Annotated in this window: 6 protein-coding genes; all 6 read right to left on the bottom strand. The window is 48.6% G+C overall.

Going from position 1 to position 20,164, the window contains the following annotated elements; translation table 11 throughout:
• Nucleotides 1-71: 71 nt before the first annotated feature.
• Nucleotides 72-1,112 carry a peptidoglycan DD-metalloendopeptidase family protein gene (locus tag ACOMHB_RS22815; RefSeq protein WP_448218348.1) on the bottom strand — a complete coding sequence of 347 codons (1,041 nt, stop codon included), beginning with the start codon at nucleotides 1,110-1,112 and terminating at the stop codon, nucleotides 72-74.
• 433 nt (nucleotides 1,113-1,545) lie between these two features.
• Nucleotides 1,546-2,196, bottom strand: a complete 651-nt coding sequence (locus tag ACOMHB_RS22810) for a pseudouridine synthase (protein WP_448218347.1) — start codon at nucleotides 2,194-2,196, stop codon at nucleotides 1,546-1,548.
• A 162-nt stretch (nucleotides 2,197-2,358) separates the two neighbouring features.
• A complete protein-coding gene (locus tag ACOMHB_RS22805; RefSeq protein ID WP_448218346.1) occupies nucleotides 2,359-2,952 on the bottom strand; it encodes a hypothetical protein in 594 nt (197 codons plus the stop codon).
• A gap of 198 nt (nucleotides 2,953-3,150) precedes the next feature.
• Entirely contained in the window at nucleotides 3,151-4,479 is a 1,329-nt protein-coding gene (locus tag ACOMHB_RS22800; protein ID WP_448218345.1) for an MFS transporter, read from the bottom strand.
• A gap of 19 nt (nucleotides 4,480-4,498) precedes the next feature.
• Entirely contained in the window at nucleotides 4,499-12,328 is a 7,830-nt protein-coding gene (locus tag ACOMHB_RS22795; protein WP_448218344.1) for an AAA family ATPase, read from the bottom strand.
• Between the two features lie 120 nt (nucleotides 12,329-12,448).
• Nucleotides 12,449-19,858, bottom strand: a complete 7,410-nt coding sequence (locus ACOMHB_RS22790) for an AAA family ATPase (protein ID WP_448218343.1) — start codon at nucleotides 19,856-19,858, stop codon at nucleotides 12,449-12,451.
• Nucleotides 19,859-20,164: the final 306 nt, after the last annotated feature.

Below are 20,164 nucleotides of genomic sequence, written 5' to 3'. Positions count from 1 at the left end.
AATGCCTGCTACTGAACCCAGTGGCAGGCATGTCAATGATACCTCGCACCATGGAGTTGTTCACAATGATTTTAAAATGCGTCACTGTTTTTCAGAGTTAGCCAGTTATCAGGAGCACTGCTTGCCTTACTGACAAGGAGTGTTTCCTGCTGATTCTGATTCATGGCTGCGATCAACGGTTGTGTGGTCTTTTTAAATCGCTTCAATGCATCACCTTGCAAAGGTTCACCGGTTGGCAGTCTCGCGGTCATAGGATCCACTGCCTTGCCATCGATAAACAGTTCGTAATGCAAGTGGGGACCAGTGGACAAACCGGTATTTCCGGTTTTACCAATCAAATCGCCTTTGCGAACCTTTTGCCCTTCTTTCACATGCAGTTTGCTCAGATGAAGGTACCGGGTGACATAGCGACTGCCGTTTCGCATTTCGATAAAGTGACCGGCTGCCGGGTGATTGGTTTTTGCTTTGACGATGACGCCGTCAGCTGGAGCATAAATGGCAGTTCCTACGGGCACAGCCCAATCTGTTCCATTGTGCGGGCGAATCTGGCCGGTGATGGGATGCTTCCTGGCTGGATTAAAACCGGAACTGACCCGGCCCTTTTTACCCAGAGGGTACCGGGAGAAAGAGCTGCCGAGTATTTTTCCTTCCGGTGTATAGTACTTCCCATCGCTGTAGCGAACCGCCGTGTGGATTTCGTCCTTCTGATAGAGTCGGGCAGCCAGAATGACACCGCCAGCTCCCTTCTTGTTTTTCAGGGAATTGTCAGTCAATAGTTTAAAGCGATCACCAGCCTTCAGATCTTTACTGAAATCAATCTTATATCGGAAAATGGCCGCAAACTTATGAATGAATGAGCTTGAAACACCCGCTTTTCGTGCACTCCGGTAAAGGCTCCCCTGAATTTCGCCGGTAAAAGTTTTGAACAGTTCAAAAGCAGCGGGTTCATGCCTGTCAGTGGAATGAGCAAAAGCAATCTTTGAGAAAGACACTGAAAGTATCAGAGCGGCAGGCAAGCTGCGTCTGACTTTGATGGTGAATGATTTGCTGGTCGAGCGATGAGGCCTGTCAAACAGTCTGGTGCAGGCTTTATAAAATGAATCGGCAGGCATTCATCAGGACCCCCTGTGGAAAACTGCAGGCAGTATCACAGCCCTCGAAAAAGTGGACTATGGAGGCTTCTCCTTAATAGGTCTGTGATCAGGATAAGCGATAACACTGGCTATCGGGATTTTTACCAGGCCGACATCGGACAGGAAAATAAAAAGGGAACAAACGAAGTGATCGAATGTGGACTTTCGTACAATCGGTTGTTCTTTCAGAGGTTTCTACTTAGAACAAAATCCATCTATCAGTATTTTTATATATCAGTAAGCAATAATTCTGCTTTTCTAACATTTGCACGTCTGTATCATGTGGCCGCTTTAATGGGTGAACGCACTCATCAATAGGCGTTTTCGCCCGTTACCCTGTTGTTCTGGCTCCCGCTATGGGCATGAATCCCTTGTTTACTTTTTTCCTGTAAAAACTCAACTCCGCCAGCCCTCAGAAAGGAGGCTGGCTCTCAAATCTCATGGTTTCTGCCGTGGCAGGGTGTTTGAATGTCAGAAGGCTGGCGTGCAGGCGCAAACGGTCAGACGCTGCTCTGGCTTCATCATGAGCGTAAAACTCACAGCCCAGAATAGGGTGTCCCAGCTCAGCCAGGTGAACCCTGAGTTGGTGAGACCGTCCTGTCACGGGCTCCAGCCAGACCCTGCCGTGAGTGCCATCACCCGCTACGGAGTAATACCGGGTCAGGGCCTTTTTTCCCTGCTCATGATCCACCTTTTGTCTGGGTCGGTTAGGCCAGTCGCAAATCAATGGCAGGGATATCTCTCCGGAGTCTTGTTCCGGCGTTCCCCAGACTTCTGCAATGTACCCTTTCTCCACTTCCCGATCCTGGAACTGTCGGCTCAGTTCTCTGTGGCTGGCTGCATTCAGGCCGAACACCATGAGCCCGGATGTGGACATATCCAGCCTGTGGACCACCCGGGTTTCCGGCTCAATGGCAAGCAGGCGCGCATGAGCGCTGTCGTTATCGTTGGGTGGACGACCGGGAACGCTTAACAATCCCGCAGGTTTAACAACAACCACCAGTTCGGAGTCACGGTACAGCTCAGTCAAAGGTTCCTGACAGTGAGGCGCAATAAAGGTCATGCAAAAAGGTCAATAATGAATGTGCGGGCATTATGCAGGGATTGAGGGGGGGATGAAAAGTAAGACTTCTAATCACTGCTGCTGTCACCACCGGTAAAGCCTACGCTCGTAGTATCCAGCTTAAGGACTCTGCCCGACAAAGTGAAACCTGACATTGAGTTTTCATAGCTCATCTTTTCTTAGTATTATATCTCTTTCACTTGAGCAAATGCTTGAATCTGTCGAGGGCCAAATTTTTTTGTTTTCTTTTAAATTGGAGTCTCTAAAAAATAATCTCTGATTGTGAAGGTAGTAATCAAAATCTTCCCAGCAAATGACTAATTTCCCAGTAGCAATTTTTTTTAACCGTATGTAAGCGGTCATTCTTCCAGGCATTTTTCTTAATTCTTCCAGATTGGTTTCTTTTGTTAAAAAAACACCATTCAAGTCGGGATTTTCAGGGGGAGAAGCTGAAATCCATAAGGCGCTATGACTTAACATTCCCTCATCTGTTGTTACATTCATAGTGTAGGTCCCATAACTACCATCTCTCATTACCTGGCCGATCTCGATACGACCATCTTCATCCTGCATGGAGAGTATGAACAGTTTTTCAGAAGCGAAGGTATTTAGCTCATGAAATTCCAGATTGATATGATCAAGGCTGGCACTCTTACCATACCATGAGCCCAATAACTCAAAATAATTAATTGTTGGTCTGGCATAAGAAGACGATGTCAAAAAAATCAATATAGAAAGAAGCATGATTCTTATCATAAATAAATCTCATTACTTCGAATGCAGTCCTCATTGTAAAAAAGAATTTGCAAAATTCCAGAAAACATAACAAAAAAATTCCAGTGGACTGTCAAAGGTTATGCACAGGGTCGATAATGAATGTGCGAGCATTATGCAGTCCCCCGCTACAACATAGTTGTCGTTTTATGTCACGATACGGAAGTACCGACAATGAACTCAATCACTGGCGACTTTCTTAACGAAGCGAGCGACAAAACGTTCTATAAATTCCGGCACTTTTCTGAAAATAAGGGCACAGATCAGCAGATTGAGTACACCAAGTGTCAGGAAAAACTGTTCAATGGACAGCTCCAGTAACCCCAGGAATACCATGCCAGAAAGGGCACTGACCACCATATAGAATGCATTCTGAACATTCAGGGCAGCAATCGTCTGTGCACGACGGTTCGCAGGTGTTCTCTGCTGAACCATGGCATACAGAGGAACAATAAACAGGCCGCTGAAAAAACCAATCATGCCCAGATCCAGCAAAACTCTCAGATTTTCACTGTTTTCCATAAAGGCATCAATGGTCAGTAAGTTTGTCGTTGTGGCAGGAGTGACAGCAAAATACAAATCAATTCCGAACAGGCTCAGACCCAGGGCACCAATGGGTACAATACCCGGCTCAATATGACCTTTGGAAAGTCGTCCACAGAACAGCGAACCGGCAGCGACGCCAATGATGAATATCGCCAGCATGACACTGACGACTTGTGGACTGCCTTTCAGGGTCTCGCTGGCCAGGTTGGGAAGCTGTGTCAGATAAGCAGCCCCCAGAGCCCAGAACCAGGAAATGGCAATAATGGATTTGTGAACGCTGTCGTTTGATCGGGTTTTCCGGATTATAGTCAGGGTCTGCTGAAAGAGGTTCCAGTTGATTTTCAGGTTGGGATCAGCCGCTGCAGCCCCGGGTATAAATAGAGACGCCAAATAACCCAGAACGGCAAACAGAACGACAGAAACGGCTACCCAGACAGTAGCATCAGTCTGTTCAATCAAAATACCTGCACCCAGCGTACCCGCCAGTATGGCAACAAAAGTACCCATTTCTACCAGAGCATTGCCGCCAATCAGTTCATTTTCATTCAGGTGCTGGGGAATAATGGCGTATTTAACCGGCCCGAAAAAAGCGCTTTGAACCCCCATCAGGAACAGCAGAACCAACAGGATCAGGTAGTTCTGGGTAATGATAAAGCCGGAAGCGACCGCCATGGTGACAATTTCCAGCAGTTTGACCCGGCGGATAATCATCGACTTTTCATATTTGTCACAGATCTGCCCGGCAGCACTGGAAAAAAGAAAGAAAGGAAGAATAAACAGGCCAGCAGCCAGGTTGATGTATAGATCTGAGTTAAGTGGCAGGTTTTCTGCTGCAGCGAATGCCGCCATCAGTAACAGGCAGTTTTTATAGAGGTTGTCGTTAAAAGCACCCAGAAACTGGGTCAGGAAAAAAGGTAGAAAGCGTCTTTTACCCAGCAGTGCCAGCTGACTCTGTTGCCTCATGTTAAAGCCTCGTTATTTTTTATGACAGGCTCAATGAGTCACAAATTGAGCTCAAATTCACGCTTTTCAAAAACTCATCGGCAATTATTCTCATCTTATCAGATCTGAGTACCAGAGCGTTATTGGCGTTGAGAACCTGCCTTAAGTAGGAGTCTTCAATAGAAGAGTTTGCGGAAGAGCCTTGAACCCTGGACATCATGGCACAGAGCTCTTCTGGTGAAGATGGGGCATGAGAGCCACATTGGTAATCATTCTTGGGCATGATGACAGCACCGACCCAACAATACGTCAGGCAGCCGCCTTTCGAGTGTGTCAATTCATACAGGTAATGACTGAAGGCCTGCTGAATCGCTTGCCTGCATTTGTCTTCTAAGATGTCAGGAAGATTTTTCTCTTCATCCGACAGCTCTAATGACTTCAGACTAGATTCGTAACTTCTGCGAATGGATTGGTGCGTTTTTTTCATAGCAAGCATACTTCTCTTATATTCTTCTTTTTGAGCTTGATTTTGTTGTTGATCCATGGCTGTTTCAAGCTCTTCAATCCTATTTCGCCCAGAGTTGATGTAATCTTCAAGCGCTGCCGCAGTTTTCTTATATTGATTGATTCTTTCCAATTTCGCCTTCAAGTCCGGATTGTTCTCTACTTTTTGTTGGAACAGAGCCTTGACCTTTTCTTTAATCACTGTGTCGCACCAGAAAGATCCCCCTATGATAATCACCGGACGGTGATTCTTCTTGCCTGAGACTGATTGTGAAAACGCAGGACGGTGCACCAGCATTCGTTCTATATTGGGAATGCCCTCAGGTTGGTCTGTCCAGGCGTTCTGTATAGATGAGCTGATAATGCTATCTTCCAGGTATCGTGAAACCCCGTCATGACAATGAGTGATGAAAAAGCCATAACCTTCCCTCTCCCGGAAGCGCTCATAAGCCAACCGCCATACCTGACTATTTTTTTCTCTGGACCATAATTTCCTATACCACTTTTTCAGGCAATGGGTAGCTTCGACCTTCAGTTCATCGAACTTTGCCAGCTCCCTCAATAGATCATAATAATAACTGGCCGATTCAGTATGGCCCCCATTGGTCGGCACTGGGTCCAGCCAACCTGATTTCAGGGCTTCATGGGCAAAGTGAATAACCGCAGGGTCGGTCAAGATCCTGCGTTTCAGAATCTCCACTATTGATTTAAACCATTCGTAAGGGTCTGCACCGCCCTGAACAATCATTTTTGAGTGCAATAACTTGAGTTGTTCAGTGACCTGATCTCCATCATTATTGAGCAATATTTCTCTGACTGTCGCCGTCATCGGGGACTCAATCCGGGCTAAAAAATAGCCCCCTTCGATCAATTTCTTCTCTGCATCGCCCAATGCTTCTTGCTCCAGTAACATTGAGACACCCATGGAAAAACTGGTTAGATCTTTTTGTTTCCAAAGTTTCAAGACCATTTCGGCGGTGCCTGGATTGGTTTCCGGCAATTCACAGTCTGCCTCATCGGCGTTGTCCAGTTCTTCGAGGCTCTCACCATAGGCTCTTTGATGTTTTGCTATAACAGCATCTTTCAAAAGACCTATAAAATTCGCTAACGCAGCGCTGACAGCACTTTCCATTCTGGTGGGCGTGCCAGAAGCATTTGCCATTCTGGTGGGCGTGCCAGAAGCATTTGCCATGCTGGTGGGCGTGCCGGAAGCATTTGCCATTCTGGTGGAAGTGCCGGAAGCATTTGCCATTCTGGTGGAAGTGCCGGAAGCACTTTCCATTCTGGTGGGCGTGCCGGAAGCATTTTTCTCTCTGGTGCCTGTACCGGAAGCATTACCCTTTCTGGCGGGCGTGCTGGGAGCATTTGCCTTCCTGTTAGGCTGGAATTCAGGTTTGATTTCCTTTTCCTCTACAGGTTCCCCGCCAAAAGACTCAGACTCCCAGGTTCGACCACCATCCACTGAATACTCGCCAAAGCCGTGGTTGAGGCTATTTATTTGCCGACATGGAATCCCGAAATAACGGCAAAAAGCAATAAAAACAGGCACTCGATGACGACAGGAGCCTTGCCGCTGGGTGACGAGGAAGTGAAAGAGGTTTTTTTTGCGTTCCGGTTTAGCTTTACCGGAAAACTGTCGGCAATAGTCCGAGATCGCCTCAACTCGTTGTTTTGTGGTTTCTGCGTTTTCTATTGCCCGCAAAATCTGCTGTATTTCCGGCGGGTGATCGGCAATGGTCTTGAAAAGTTCGTTCAGTACGCTTTTCATACCTTCTGAGCAGTGGGCATCAAGACGTGCTGATGGATCTGACCCTTCAGATTGGGCTTCATTAGCCAATGTCTTTTTGCCCGGTTTTCTGGATTCCACGACATAGTCGAACTGAATACTCTGATTGGCTCCGGTGCCGAGAATAATCACTGTGTGAAGCCCGGTATACCGATCCCTTATCAGTTCATATGGCAAATTGGGTTCCATACGCAGTGCCACAATATAGTCATCAGGCGTCAGGCTGGGCAATACATATTGGCCTCTTTGTGGGGGTGATTTATAGCTTGCCAATGTTTGATCACTGGTTAATGTCACTGGCTGGTCATGCCCGGGTAACGGGTCTGGTGTGAGGGTTTCGACTCCCTGAATGTGTTGATCATTAATATCGATACATTCGATATCACCCTTAACAGTCACACGAATATTCATCACCTCATAGCGATACATACTGGGAGGGGGGTTCTCAGTATTGAAGATTTTATGCTCTTCTACTGTTGGCTTCGTTAGTCTCTCAAAGTCCGTTTCCCGATCCAATGCCCGATTCACCGTCGTTTTGTTACCATCACTCGCAGCCAGGCCGCAAAAGTCAGTTTCTTCAGCCAATGCCTTAACCTGCGTCTCTTCGTTAATAGAATCGTTCAACATCTGGTTCGGCAGGTCACTCATCTGATGCCAGAATGCAGGCCAAAATTGAATGTCACGGGCATTCCATGTCTCTATCAGCTTATCAGCCTCCCGAAGATAAGGCTGGCAGGCCGGTGTTTTCAGGGTTTGTTCCTCTTCTTTCGTCATGGAGAATACGTCATCGGCCTTCACGCCGGTGCGGCCAAACTCATCATTAAACCAGCGTTGCTGCCAGTGTCGGTAAAGTGCCCGGGTGAGAATATCGCCGGACTGATACGGCTTCAGGGAGAGACCAGATGCCTGCCATTTGGCCTGAGCCACCCTCCTGATGATTTCCGCTTTGACTTCCTCTTCATTCGGACGCGCCTTAATACGAATTTCGTGGTTTTTTTCATCAATACTGTCGAGGTTACTTTTTCGTATCAACCACGGCCGATCAATGTTGGGTATGCTTTGGATGAACCATTCGCAAAGTCCGGAATCAAACTTACTTTTACCTATGGCGAGAGCGGGTGGTTCTGGCAGATTCTCCAGCGACAGTTCGGCTGCCATCAGATAAAGTCGGTAGTGCTTATCGAGGCATTGAAGCAATGCTTTTTCGGTAAAATCGCCCCCTTTGTCAACCGCTCTGGCGACATTCTGTAAATCAAGGCTGGTCGGCTGCAACGGCAGGTTTTTCTGTTGCAGGCAGGCCCTTAATCGACAGTGTTGCTCAGTCAGCTTTTTAGCCGCAGTTTTCCCTTCCGGAGTCAGTGGCAACACTTTCCCGGCAATGGTCTGCAATTCGGTCTGGTTGTACTGCCGGATCGGCAAATGTCTGAAACGCCCTTTCAGAGCCGGTGATAAGGGTTTTCGTCCGCTGTACTCAGGTGGGTTGATGGTGGCAAACAGGTGGAAACCCGGATGGGCATCACCGGCCAGAATATCGTTCAACTCACCTTCCAGATGCTGGCTGTCGATCAGATTCATTTCTGAAATCACCACGATGCCGCCTTCCACTTTTGCTTTCTGGATCGCTTCACACACTTTATCCCAGGAACAATCACAGGCATTCAGGAGAAAGACGTCCGGCCTGGATTCTCCCCGTTGCTCAGCTTGCAGTCTGACACTTTCAATCATCAGGTTCAGCGTGACATCCTTACCCCGTCCAGCCGGGCCTTCAACCAGCGTCGCCTGACGGCCGTCGTGTTTTCTGTCGTGATGGTAAGCCTGCTGACAGCGACTTAAATCCTGTCCCAGATGTTGCACCAGATCAATAACTGCCGATCCGGAGGTATCAAACTCAGGCCGGAATTTTTTGGTGAATGCTTCGAAGTCCCGCTGAATATCTGGCAGGGTGTGGTTATGAACTTTATCGCGCAGGGTGTTGTCCAGTTCGTAACGGGCAGCAAACCAGATTTCCAGTGCCGAAAGGGCATCCTGTTGAGTCTCGCCGATTTCGGGACCCAGTACATCCCGGAAACTTTGTTGGATCAAACTGTTTACTTGCTCACAGCTGGCACTGTCTCCTTCGGATAACGCACGATCCAGATACCAGCCCACCCAACTGCAGATATCGGTTAAATCCCTGGGGGTAAACTCATGGTCGGGCAATAGCTCCTGATAATATTGCCACAGTGCCATCACACTCTTGCTGGCCTTATGTGCAATACCGTTTATTTGATGGCGTTGTAAATGATTGAGCAAAGCCGGTTCCACTACTCTGTCCCGAAGGAAAGCCTGATCCAGACGTGGGTAGTAAGCCCTGGGCAGTTTCTCTTTCAGGGTCGGGGCCATTTGGCGCCCGGCGTAATGATCGGGGTTGCCAGTGAGAATCACCCGGTGTTTTTCGCTGACCCTGACAGGATGACCATTCACATAAATGCAGGGTTTCGGTTCCCACAAGCCGTTCAATGACGCCAGCAGTCCGGCTTCGGCCAGGTTGGCTTCATCCAGAACCAGGGTTACGTATTCTCCGTCTTTGTCGGATTTGGTATTGGCCCATTCCATCAATGCCCGGTTTTGCTGCACCATAGAGCGGTCGCCGTCGGCGTGTTGTTGCCACTGCCAGCGTTTTATCAGGGTCTGTTCGCTGTCAGAAGGTCCAAGGGAAATGATCTTGGCCTGTCCTGAAGCCTTTGCCATTTTGGCGGAAAAGTAGCTTTTCCCAGTGCCGGTTTCCCCTTCAAGGAATATAACGGGAGAGTCGGTAAGACGGTCATGGAGTCGGGATAATCGACGACTTTCACGATCCTTCTGACTCATCTCGCCATGATAAAGATCCCGGGCCAGTGCAGACAGAGGCTCATCAGAGGAACCCTGCCATTTCAGTGATTCAGACAGTCGATTTTCTATGCGTTCGATGCCTTTTGCCTCAGAACTCGCTGTTCTGGCGATGTGAAAACAATCGCTGGCTAGGCCGTGGATGGCATCGGATCGGGTCTGCCCTGAGTGCAAAGGTAACTGCCAGCCACAAGCCAGTGCATCTTGCAAACGTTTAATCTGTCTTGTTGGCTCGATGGTTAAGGATTGCCAGGGCTTTGTTGCCGCTGGATTGACTGCCAACTGATACGCTATAGCATCCCGTTGTTTTTCAGGCGCGTGGGCCACAATTGTGGCGCAGAGCTTGTCCAGAAATTCTTTTTCAGCCTGCCCTGACAATGGTTTTTCATAGGACAGACGTAATTCGGTACCTTTAAATACTGCCGGGTCAAAGGCTCGGGCCAGTGGCCACAGGTTCTGCCTGACAAACGTTCTATCCAATCGCGGGGCGCTATTTATGACGGCAGCTAACTGATCCGGGTCTACCGAGGCGGCTTGATCCTCATCCGGTAACAAGTACCAACAGGCCACTTTCATAAAATCACGCACGGACGGATCCTGCCGGGTTCCATGGGTGATGACGCTATTGATGGCCCTGCGCCAGTGGCAGGACAGGCGCTGTTTGGAGTGGTCAACCTGCTGTGCCCGGCGGGCAGCCAGTATCAGGCTATTCAACAACTCTTCGGTGATTTCAGGCAGAGGGTTACAAAGGTGGGCAGGAACGGTTTTAAAGGCTTCGTAAAGTTTAGCAATTGCTTGTTCTGGCAGCTCAGTCTGCGGGATTTGATGCTTGCGAGCATTAATATGCCAGAGATCGATCTCAGGACAGGGTTTACCCATGGCGACCATCAAATTGACTACTGAAGACGGACTCTTCGCAGACTCAGGCCAAAGCAGGGTGACATGTGCTTGTGGGTACGCCTGTAATTGGCCATTCACTAACAGAGGTTGCCCTACAATCAGGGGTTCCAGAAGCTGCGCAAGTGTTGGATTAGTCTCCATTCCCAGGAATACAACCGGCTTGCCAGAGGTTAATGCCTTCTGCAACTGACTCTGACGTTGTCCAAAATGCGCCTTTTGTTCGGAAGTAATATGAATGTTATCAAATAGCTGGCTGAAGCTGGTCTGTTCATTGACTTGAATAACCAGAGGCACTTCCTGCTGACTATTTATCCAGTGACTGGTCTGGGCATGATGCTGATACGTCACGGTACTAAAAGCGCGTTGATCTTTGATTTTTTGCTGCAGCTGACAGCTGCTGGACGAAGAGTGCTTATCGTTTTCTGCCAATCCCAGGGCTTCTGGCTGCCGTTTTGAATCAGCCACCTGAAGCCGGGGCTCCAGGCCTGTTGTTTCGCGAATAGTCTGCAGTGAGCCCAGCAAACGGAACCAGTCTGCCTCAGTGAGGGCAGACGTTACGGTGACTGCACCACCTGCCTGAATTTGTTCCAACAGACGGATGTTAGGGACTGCGTAGCCTTCCGGTGCAATGGCAATCGGGCTCAGCCAGTCCCTGATATTACTCTGGTTAATAATGATCGGTTTTTCTGATGTGCACTCGCTATCGTCACCCTCTTTGACAGAAGAGTGGGACAGACTTTGGAACAGTGAATGAAGCTCGTTATCCCCTACCGGCATCTGATAAAACTGAACATCGTCGGGTAACGGACAGATCTTCCCATTGCTCTCAAAGCACTGTTGCGCCAGCATCTGACGAATGCTCTGTTCAAAGGCCAGATCTTTCCAGTCAGCCCCCTTCAAAATCACCCGTTGCCCGGTCTTCAATGACTCAAGCCTGCCGGGGATGTGCCGGATTCGCCCCTGTTTATCCACGCCAGGGCCGCCGAGCAGCAACGGTCGCCAGTGACTGTGCAGGTGGCAGTCAATAAGAACGGTATTGTCGTCATCCGTGGTACTTTCAGCAGAGGGGAGTTCAGCCAATAGCGAAGGAAGCTCGTCGATCTCTATCGATGAGTCATAGTCGGTCTGTGCTTCGAACTGCCAGGTATTGCCCGGTCGATTAATTCGCCGCCAGAAATCAGCACCGGGTGCGTCTTCACGCCGGCCAACCAATGCCAACTGTTCAGGGTCTGCCAACACTAGCAGAGCAACGTGTTCGCCCAGAGGGCGTTTCTTCTGGCTGACATTATCGAACAGACAGGGGTTATCCGGGTCCAGTAGATCGTTAAGTTTAGGCAGTTCCTCACTGGTGAGCTTTCGGATATCGATCACCAGGGTCAATGGCTGTGAACTTTCAAAGAGCTTGCCCGGACTCAGAGTGTGGCGGCCCTCTTCGGAAATGCTCAACCGGCTCACCAGGTTGGCCTGTGAGAGGTCGTCGGGGTGAGAAATAACCGTAACATCCTGATGTTCATCGCAGGTTCTGGCAACCAAAAGCTGTCGAACCTCGTCATCACTGTCGACAAAACGAAAATCGAAGGAATGAGTCGCCTTTTGGAGCGAGGAATCCGCAGAGATGGTTCTCACTTTGTCAGGCAAAGTCTCCGAAGAGGACGATCTCTTTAGTCTGGACCTTACTTCAGAGCAGATTTCTACATCCTGCTTTTCCTTTGACGATACATCCAGCTTTGCCATCTTGGCTGCCATGCCATCATCAAGCAGGCCAGGATCAGAAACGCGTTTTTTGGTACTTCCAGCAATCTGGCCATCCATAGTCAATCTCCCTCTCAACTGTCATTTGAAGTTATTGAAATTGTTTAGTGGTAAGACCTTAAGGTGTGATTAAAGTTCCATTTTAACGATCTCGAAAAACTGATCATGACCAAACGGTTATCAGGTATCCAGTGACTCAGAGAGTGAATTCAAATTCACGCTGTTCAAAAACTCTTCGGCAATGGCTGTCAGCTCAGCGGATTTGAGTATCAGAGCGTTATTGACGTTGAGTGCCTGCCGCAGGTAGGCATCCTTAACAGAATTCTGAAACGTTAAAGAGCTATGAAAACTACACATCATGACTAACAGCTCTTCTGGTGAAGACGGATCATGAGCGCCATAGTAACGTTGATCCTCGCAGTCCCCGAAGAGAGCATCTCCCCAACAATAGGTTAAACAACCACCTTTCGAGTGTGTTACTGAATACAGGTATTGAATGAAAGCCTGCTCAATCATGGGCTTGGATTTGGTTTTTATATCATCCAGAAGCTTTTGGTCATCCCACGACACCCCATGGGGATTTAGTTTGATTTCTTCCAATAACGGTTTCAGGTAAGGGCTGTTATTGATTATTCGTTGATACAGGGAATCAACCTTTTCATCAAACACCGTATCGCCCCAGTGAGGTTGCCCCATGATAATCACTGGACGGTGGTTCGCCTTGCCTGAGGTTAGCTTCACAAACGCAGGATGATGCACCAGCATTCGTTCTATATTCGGAATGCCCTCAGGTTCGTCTGTCCAGGCGTTCTGTAGAGATGAGCTGACAATTTTATCTTCCAGAAATGCTGAAAAACCTTCATAACAATGAGTGATGGACAAGAAGGCATTACCATTTTTTTCCTGGTAGCGTTGATAAGCCATCCGCCACTTCTGGCTATTTTTTTTCAACGAAAATAACTGCTTATACAACTTTTTCAGGCAATGGGTGGCGCCGACCTGCAATTCATCTACACCTTCCAGACGCACCAAAAGGTCGTGATGTATATTGGCTCCCATAATCTTGCTATCGTAGTCCGGCACAGGATCCAGCCAACCCCATGCCATGGCTTTACGGGTCAATTGAAGAACCGAAGGCCTGCTCAGGTTACTTTTATGAAGTAGATAGACCATTGAAGCCAACCAATTGTAAGGGGTGGTGCCGACCTGAAGAATAATTTTTGAATGGAGTGACTTGAGTCGTTCACTGACCTGATCTTTATCACTGCTGGACAATATTTGATGGATTGCCTCCGATATGGGTTTAAATTTCAAATTGAAATGATCAAACTCTTCTTTCTCCAGTGACTCGATCACTGAGACACCCATGGAAAAAGCGGATAAACTTTTTTCCTTAAAAAGGTTATTTAATAATTCGGGAATACCTGGATTGCTTTCTGGCAAAGCATTGTCTGTCTCAAGGGTTTTTTTCATTTCCTCAAGACTCATTCCAGAGGCTGCAGCCAACGTATGCTGTTGTGCTAAGTCAGCTCCTTTCAGCAGATTCTTAATCTTCTTTGATGCAGTGCTGGCATTACGGACTTTCCTGGTGAGCTGGAATTGAGGAGTGATTTCTTTTGGCCGTATTGGTGCTCCGCCTAAATCCACTGACTCCCAGGTTTGGCGTTCATCTAATGAGTACTCGGCAAAGCAGTGGATACGGTTATTAATTTGCCGACATGGAATCCCGAAATAACGACAAAAAGCAATAAAAACAGGCACACGATGACGGCAGCTACCTTGCCGCTGTGTTACGAGGAATGCAAAGAAATTTTTAGCACTCTCTGGTTGAGACGCACCGGAAAACTGTCGGCAATACTCAGTGATTGCCTCAATACGTTGCCTGGTGTCTCCAGCATTTTCTATTGACCGCAAAGGCTCCTGTATTTCGATTGGTTGTTGTTCAATGCTCTTAAACAGTTTCTCCAGTACAGTAATCATACCTTCTGAACAGTGGGTGTCTAACCATGTTGATTGTTCTGGCCGGGCTTCTTTTCTACCCGGTTCTCTGGGTTCTACGATATAAGCAAATTGAATACTCTGTTCAGCATTGATCCTGGAAACAAACATCTTGGAAACAAACAATGTATGTAGTCCGTTATATCGGTCTCTGATCAGGGTATATGGCAAATCGGGTTCTATACGAAGGGCTACGATATGATCGTCGGGCGTCAGGCTGGGCAATGCAAACTGGCCATTCTTCGATGACCAGGTAAAGGTCGCCAGCGTTTGCTTGCTGGTTAATGTCACTTCCTGCTCAGACCCCGGTAACCGGGCAGGTATGAGGGTTTCGACCCCCAGAATGTGAATATCATCAAGACTGATTTGTTTGATATTACCCTCAGAAGTCACATAGGTATCCACTGGCCGCCAGCGATACATCGCAGGAGAATGGTAGCGCGTATTAAAAACCTCATGAACGTCAACTTTTGGTTTCTCCTGACATTCATAGTTTGTTATCTGGTCCAGTGCCTTAGCCTTTTTCTCGAGGACTTCTGGATTGTATTTTTCAGAATTGTCCATCCAATGGTTTGGCAGATCACTTATCTGATGCCAGAACGCAGGCCACCATTGAACTTCATCAGCTTTCCATGCCGCTATCTGCTTATCAGCCTCGCGCAGATAAGGCTGGCAAGCCGGCATTTTCAGAGTTTGCTCCTCTTCTTTCGTCAGGGGAAATATAAGATTAGCTTTCACGCCCGTCCGGCCAAACTCACGATCAAACCAGCTTTGCTGCCAGTGTCGGTACAGTGCCCGGGTGAGAATATCGTCCGACTTGTCTGGCTCCAGGGAAAAACCGGATGCCAGCCATTTTGCCTCAGCCACCATCCCGATAATTTCTGTTTTGGCTTCGGCTTCATTCAGATTGGCCTCAATACTTATTTCATGGCGCTCTTCATCAATGCTTTTGTGATCACAGTTTCGTATCAACCAGGGGCGATTAATTCCCTTTACTGTTTGATTGAACCAACTGCAAAGTTCAGCAGCAGGTTCTCCTTTACCTATGGTCAGAGTCGATGGCTCTGGCAGTTTCTCCAGCGACAGGTCTGCTGCCATCAGATAAAGCCGATAGTGCTGATTGAGGCATTGATGAACGGCTTTTTCGCTAAAATCGCCAGCACTGTTGATAGCCCTGGCAACATTCTGTAAATCAAGGCTGGTCGGTTGCAATGGCAGTTTTTTGAGTTGCAGGTAAGCCCTTAAACGACAATGTTTTTCTGTTAGAATCTTGGCGGCGAATGTCCCTTGTGAGGACTCTGGCAACACTTTTTCGGCAATGGTCTGTAATTCGGTCGCGTTGTACTGCCGGATGGGCAAATGCCGGAAACGCCCTTTCAGCGCCGGTGATAAGGGTTTTCGCCCGCTATACTCAGGCGGGTTGATAGTGGCAAACAGGTGGAAACCCGGATGGGCGTCACCGGCCAGAATATCGTTTAACTCACCTTCCAGATGCTGGCTGTCGATCAGGTTCATTTCCGAAATCACCACGATGCCGCCATCGACTTTTGCTTTCTGGATCTTTTCACACACTTTGTCCCAGGAACAATCACAGGCATTCAGGAGATAAACTTCCGGCATGGACTCTCCCCGTCGCTTAGCCTGCTTTCTGACACTTTCAATCACCAGGTTCAGCGTGGCATCTTTACCCCTTCCGGCCGAGCTTTCTATGAGCGTTGCCTGACGACCGCCGTGTTTTCTGTCGTGATGATAAGCCTGCTGACTGCGGCTTAAATCCTGCCCAAGCCACTGCGCCAGTTCACGAACTGCCGATCCGGAGGTATCAAAGTCTGGTCGGATTTTTTTGCTGACTGTACTGAAGGTCTGCTGCATATCCAGCAGGGTCTTGTTATGAACTCTGTCGCTCAGGGTGCTCTCCGGTTGGTAACGGGCAGCGAACCAGATTTCCAGTGCTGACAGGCCATCCTGATGAGCCTCGGTGATTTCAGGCCCCAGTACATCCCGAAAACTATGTTGGATCAAACTGTTTATTTGCTCACAGGTCACACTGCCGCGAGCGGGTAGGGCACGATCCAGATACCAACCCACCCAACTGCAGATATCGGTTAGATCCCTGGGGGTAAACTCATGCCCGGGCAACAGCTCCTGATAATATTGCCAGAGTGCCATCACACTGTTGGTGGCACTGTGTGCAATGTCGTTTATTTGCTGCTCCGGCAGATACCGTTGTAACTGATTGACCAGAGCCGGTTCCACCACCCTGTCCCGAAGGAATGCCCGGTCCAGGCGTGGGTAGTAAACTCTGGGCAGTTTCTCTTTCAGGGCCGGGTCCATTTGGCGCCCGGCGTATTGACCCCCGTTACCGGTAAGAATTACCCGGTGTTTGGGGCCGACCCTGACAGGATGACCATTCACATAAATACAGGGTTTCGATTCCCATAAGCCATTCAATGAAGCCAGCAATCCGGTCTGGGCCAGGTTGGCTTCATCCAGAACCAGAGTGACATAGTGTCCGTCTTTGTCGGATTCGGTATTGGCCCATTCCATCAACGCCCGGTTTTGCAGGACCATAGAGCGGTCGCCATCGGCGTGCTCTTGCCACTGCCAACGTTTCATCAGGGTCTGTTCGCTATCAGAAGGTCCAAGGGAAAGTACCGACGCCTGTCCTGAAGCCCTCGCCATTCTGGCAGAAAAGTAACTTTTCCCGGTGCCGGTTTTTCCCTTCAGGAAGAGCACGGGAGAATCTGCGAGTCGATCATGGAGTCGGGATAATCGGCGACTTTCACGATCCTTCTGACTCATCAAACCGTGATAAAGATCCCGCGCCAGTGCTGACAGGGGCGAACTGGCAGAACCCTGCCATTTCAGTGATTCAGCCAATTGATGTTCTATGCGTTCAATGCCTTCTGCCTGAGAATTCGCTGCTCTGGCCCTATGAAAACAATGAGTGGCCAGAGCGTGAACGGCGTCGAACCGGGTCTGCCCGGATGGCAAAAGTAATCGCCAGCCACAAGTCAGTGCATCTTGCAAACGCTTAATCTGTCTTGATGGCCTGATGGCTAATAGTGAGTAGGGCACTGTTGATTCCAGATCGACTTGCAACTGATAGGCTATGGCATCTCGTCGTTTTTCAGGTGCATGGGCCGTGATCATGGCACAGAGCCTGTTCAGAAATTCTTCTGCGCCAGACTCCGGAAGTGGACTTTCGTAGGACAACTTTAATTTTTCATTAAATAATCCCACGTCAAAAGCTCTGGCCAGTTGCCAGAGGTTCTCTATCACAAACCTTCTATCCACCCACAAGGCACTGTTGATGATGGCAGTTAACCGATCCGGATCTACCCAGGCGGCTTGACCCTCGTCCGGCTTGTTATGGGCATCTGGCGTCTTATCCGGTAACAAGAGCCAACAAGCCACTTTCATAAAATCCCGCACTGGCGGACATTGCCGGGTGCTGTGGGTGATGACGCTATTGATAGCCTTGCGCCAGTGGCAGGGCCGCAGTTGTGGAGACTGGTCAACCTGTTGTGCCTGCCGGGCAGCCAATATCAGGTTATTCAACAACCCTTCGGTCATTTCAGGCAGAGGGTTACAAAGGTCGGCAGGTACGGTTTCAAATGCTTCATAAAGTGAGTAGAGCGCTTGTTCTGGCAGCTCGGCCCGGGGGATACCCTGCCTTAGAACATTGATCTCCCAGACACCAACCTCTGGACAGGGGTTACTCGTGTCAACCATGGAGTTAACTATTGAAGATCGACTTCTTGCAGACCTGGGCCAGAGTATTGTGACATGAGCTTGTGGGTACGCCTGTAATTGGCCATTCACTAACAAAGGTTCGCCAACAAACAGGGGCTCCAGAAGCTGCTGAAGCGTTGGATTACTCTCCAGTCCCAAGAATACAACAGGCTTGCCAGCGGTCAATGCCTTCTGCAACGCACTTTGACTGCGTCCAAAATGTGCCTTTTGTTCCGAGGTGATATGGATATTATCAAAGAGTTGGCTAAAGCCGGTCTGTTCACTGACCCGAATAACCAAAGGTGCTTCCTGCTGATTATTTATCCAATAACTTGCCTCGACATGTTGCTGATAAGTGACAGTATCAAAAGCTGCGTGATCTCTGACATTTTTCTGTAGCTGACGGTTCTTGAACAGAGATTGCTCATGGCCTTCTGCCAATCCCAGGGATTTTGGCTGCCGTCTTGAATGAGCCACCAGCAGTTGGGGGGGCAGGCCTGTCCTCTCGCGAATAGTCTGCAATGAACCCAGCAAACGAAACCAATGTGCCTCAGTGAGGGGAGACGTTACGGTGACTGTCCCCCCCGCCTGAACCTGCTCCAACAGGCAGGTGTTAGGGACTGCATAGCCTTCCGGGGCAATGGCAATAGGGCTCAGCCATTCCGTGATATTACCGCAGTTAATGATGATCAGGTTTTCGGGTACCTGCTCTTTATCAAATCCTTTTTCACCTTCTTTCTCACCTTCTTTGTCAGAAGAGTGAGACAGACTTTGGAACATTGAATAAAGCTCGTCATTCCCCAGCGGCATCCGGTAAAACTGAACATCATCGGGTATCTGACAGATCTTCCCATTGCTCTCAAAGAACTGTTGCGCCAGCATCTGTCGAATCGTCTGTTCAAAAGCCAGGTCCTTCCAATTGGCCCCTTTCAGAATCACCCGCTGTCCGGCCCTCAGAGATTCAAGCCTGCCGGCGATGTGCCGGATTCGCCCCTGTTGATCCACACCGGGGCCGCCCAGAAGTAACTGTCGCCAGTGACTGTGCAAGTGGCAGTCAATAAGAACCGTATTCTTGTCATCCATGGCGCTTTCAGAGCAGGGCAGTTCAGTCAATACCGGGGAAACTTTGTCAATTTTCATCGATGGATCATTGCCGGTCTTTGTGTCGAACTGCCAGGTATTTTCGGGTCGATTAATTCGCCGCCAGAAATCAGCGCCCGGAGCATTGGTCCCCGAGGCGTCATCACGCTGGCCAACCAATGCCAGCTGTCTGTGATCTGCCACGACCAGCAGAGCAACATGTTCTCCCAGAGGGCGCTTTTTCTGGCTGACTTTGTCGTAAAGACAGGGGTTAGCCGGGTCCAGTAGATCGTTAAATTTTGGCAACTCCTCGCTGGTGAGCTTTCGAATATCGATCACCAGAGTGAGTGGCTGGGAACCTTCAAACAGCTTGCCTGAACCCAGAACCTGGCGGCCATCGTCGAAAATGCTCAACCGGCTCACCAGATTAGCCTGTGAAAGGTCATCGGGATGGGAAATAAGGGTAACATCCCGATGTTCATCGCAGGTTTGGGTAACTAAAAGTCGTCGAACCTCATCATCACTGGCGACAAAACGAAAATCGAAGGCATGGGAAGCCTTTTGCAGCGAGGAATCCGTCAAGGATACGGTTCTCGCTTTCTCTGGCTTCATCATTTGAGTTGACGATATATTGAGTTGCTCATTGAGACCAGAGCAGATGGCTATTATCTTTGAAGATGAATCAACCAGCTTTTTTGTTTTCTTGGCTGGCGCGCTAATTTCGCTAATTTTTAGAGCATTGGCATCAGTTTTTCTATCAATAGGATAACCATCCATAGTCAAACTCCCTCCTGTCAAATTAAGGACTGCATCGAAATTGTTATATCATTCGACCTTCAGACAGGATGAGAGTTCAAAAAAATTGAAAAAAAAGACACCCAAAACAAAAAAAAAGACACCCAAAGCAAAAAAAAGAGACACCCATAAAAATGAAATGAAAAAAAGAAACACGAAAAAAAAGACACCCATTAAATAAATAAGACATTTAAAAACTGCATTCCCAAAAAAGGATCTAAAAACCCATCTTCGAATAACCTATCAGCGAGCCATACAGAAGCATCCCACGAACAGAGGCTGCTCAGG

The organism is Endozoicomonas sp. 2B-B, assembly GCF_053470045.1.
The sequence above is the reverse complement of the archived record's forward strand: the minus strand, read 5'-3'. Positions and strand labels throughout refer to the sequence as shown.

What these genes read in the sequence shown, in the direction of transcription:
- ACOMHB_RS22815 (WP_448218348.1), bottom strand. Translation starts at nt 1,112, where the DNA reads ATGCCTGCCGATTCATTTTATAAAGCCTGCACCAGACTGTTTGACAGG.
- ACOMHB_RS22810 (WP_448218347.1), bottom strand. Translation starts at nt 2,196, where the DNA reads ATGACCTTTATTGCGCCTCACTGTCAGGAACCTTTGACTGAGCTGTAC.
- ACOMHB_RS22805 (WP_448218346.1), bottom strand. Translation starts at nt 2,952, where the DNA reads ATGATAAGAATCATGCTTCTTTCTATATTGATTTTTTTGACATCGTCT.
- ACOMHB_RS22800 (WP_448218345.1), bottom strand. Translation starts at nt 4,479, where the DNA reads ATGAGGCAACAGAGTCAGCTGGCACTGCTGGGTAAAAGACGCTTTCTA.
- ACOMHB_RS22795 (WP_448218344.1), bottom strand. Translation starts at nt 12,328, where the DNA reads ATGGATGGCCAGATTGCTGGAAGTACCAAAAAACGCGTTTCTGATCCT.
- ACOMHB_RS22790 (WP_448218343.1), bottom strand. Translation starts at nt 19,858, where the DNA reads ATGGATGGTTATCCTATTGATAGAAAAACTGATGCCAATGCTCTAAAA.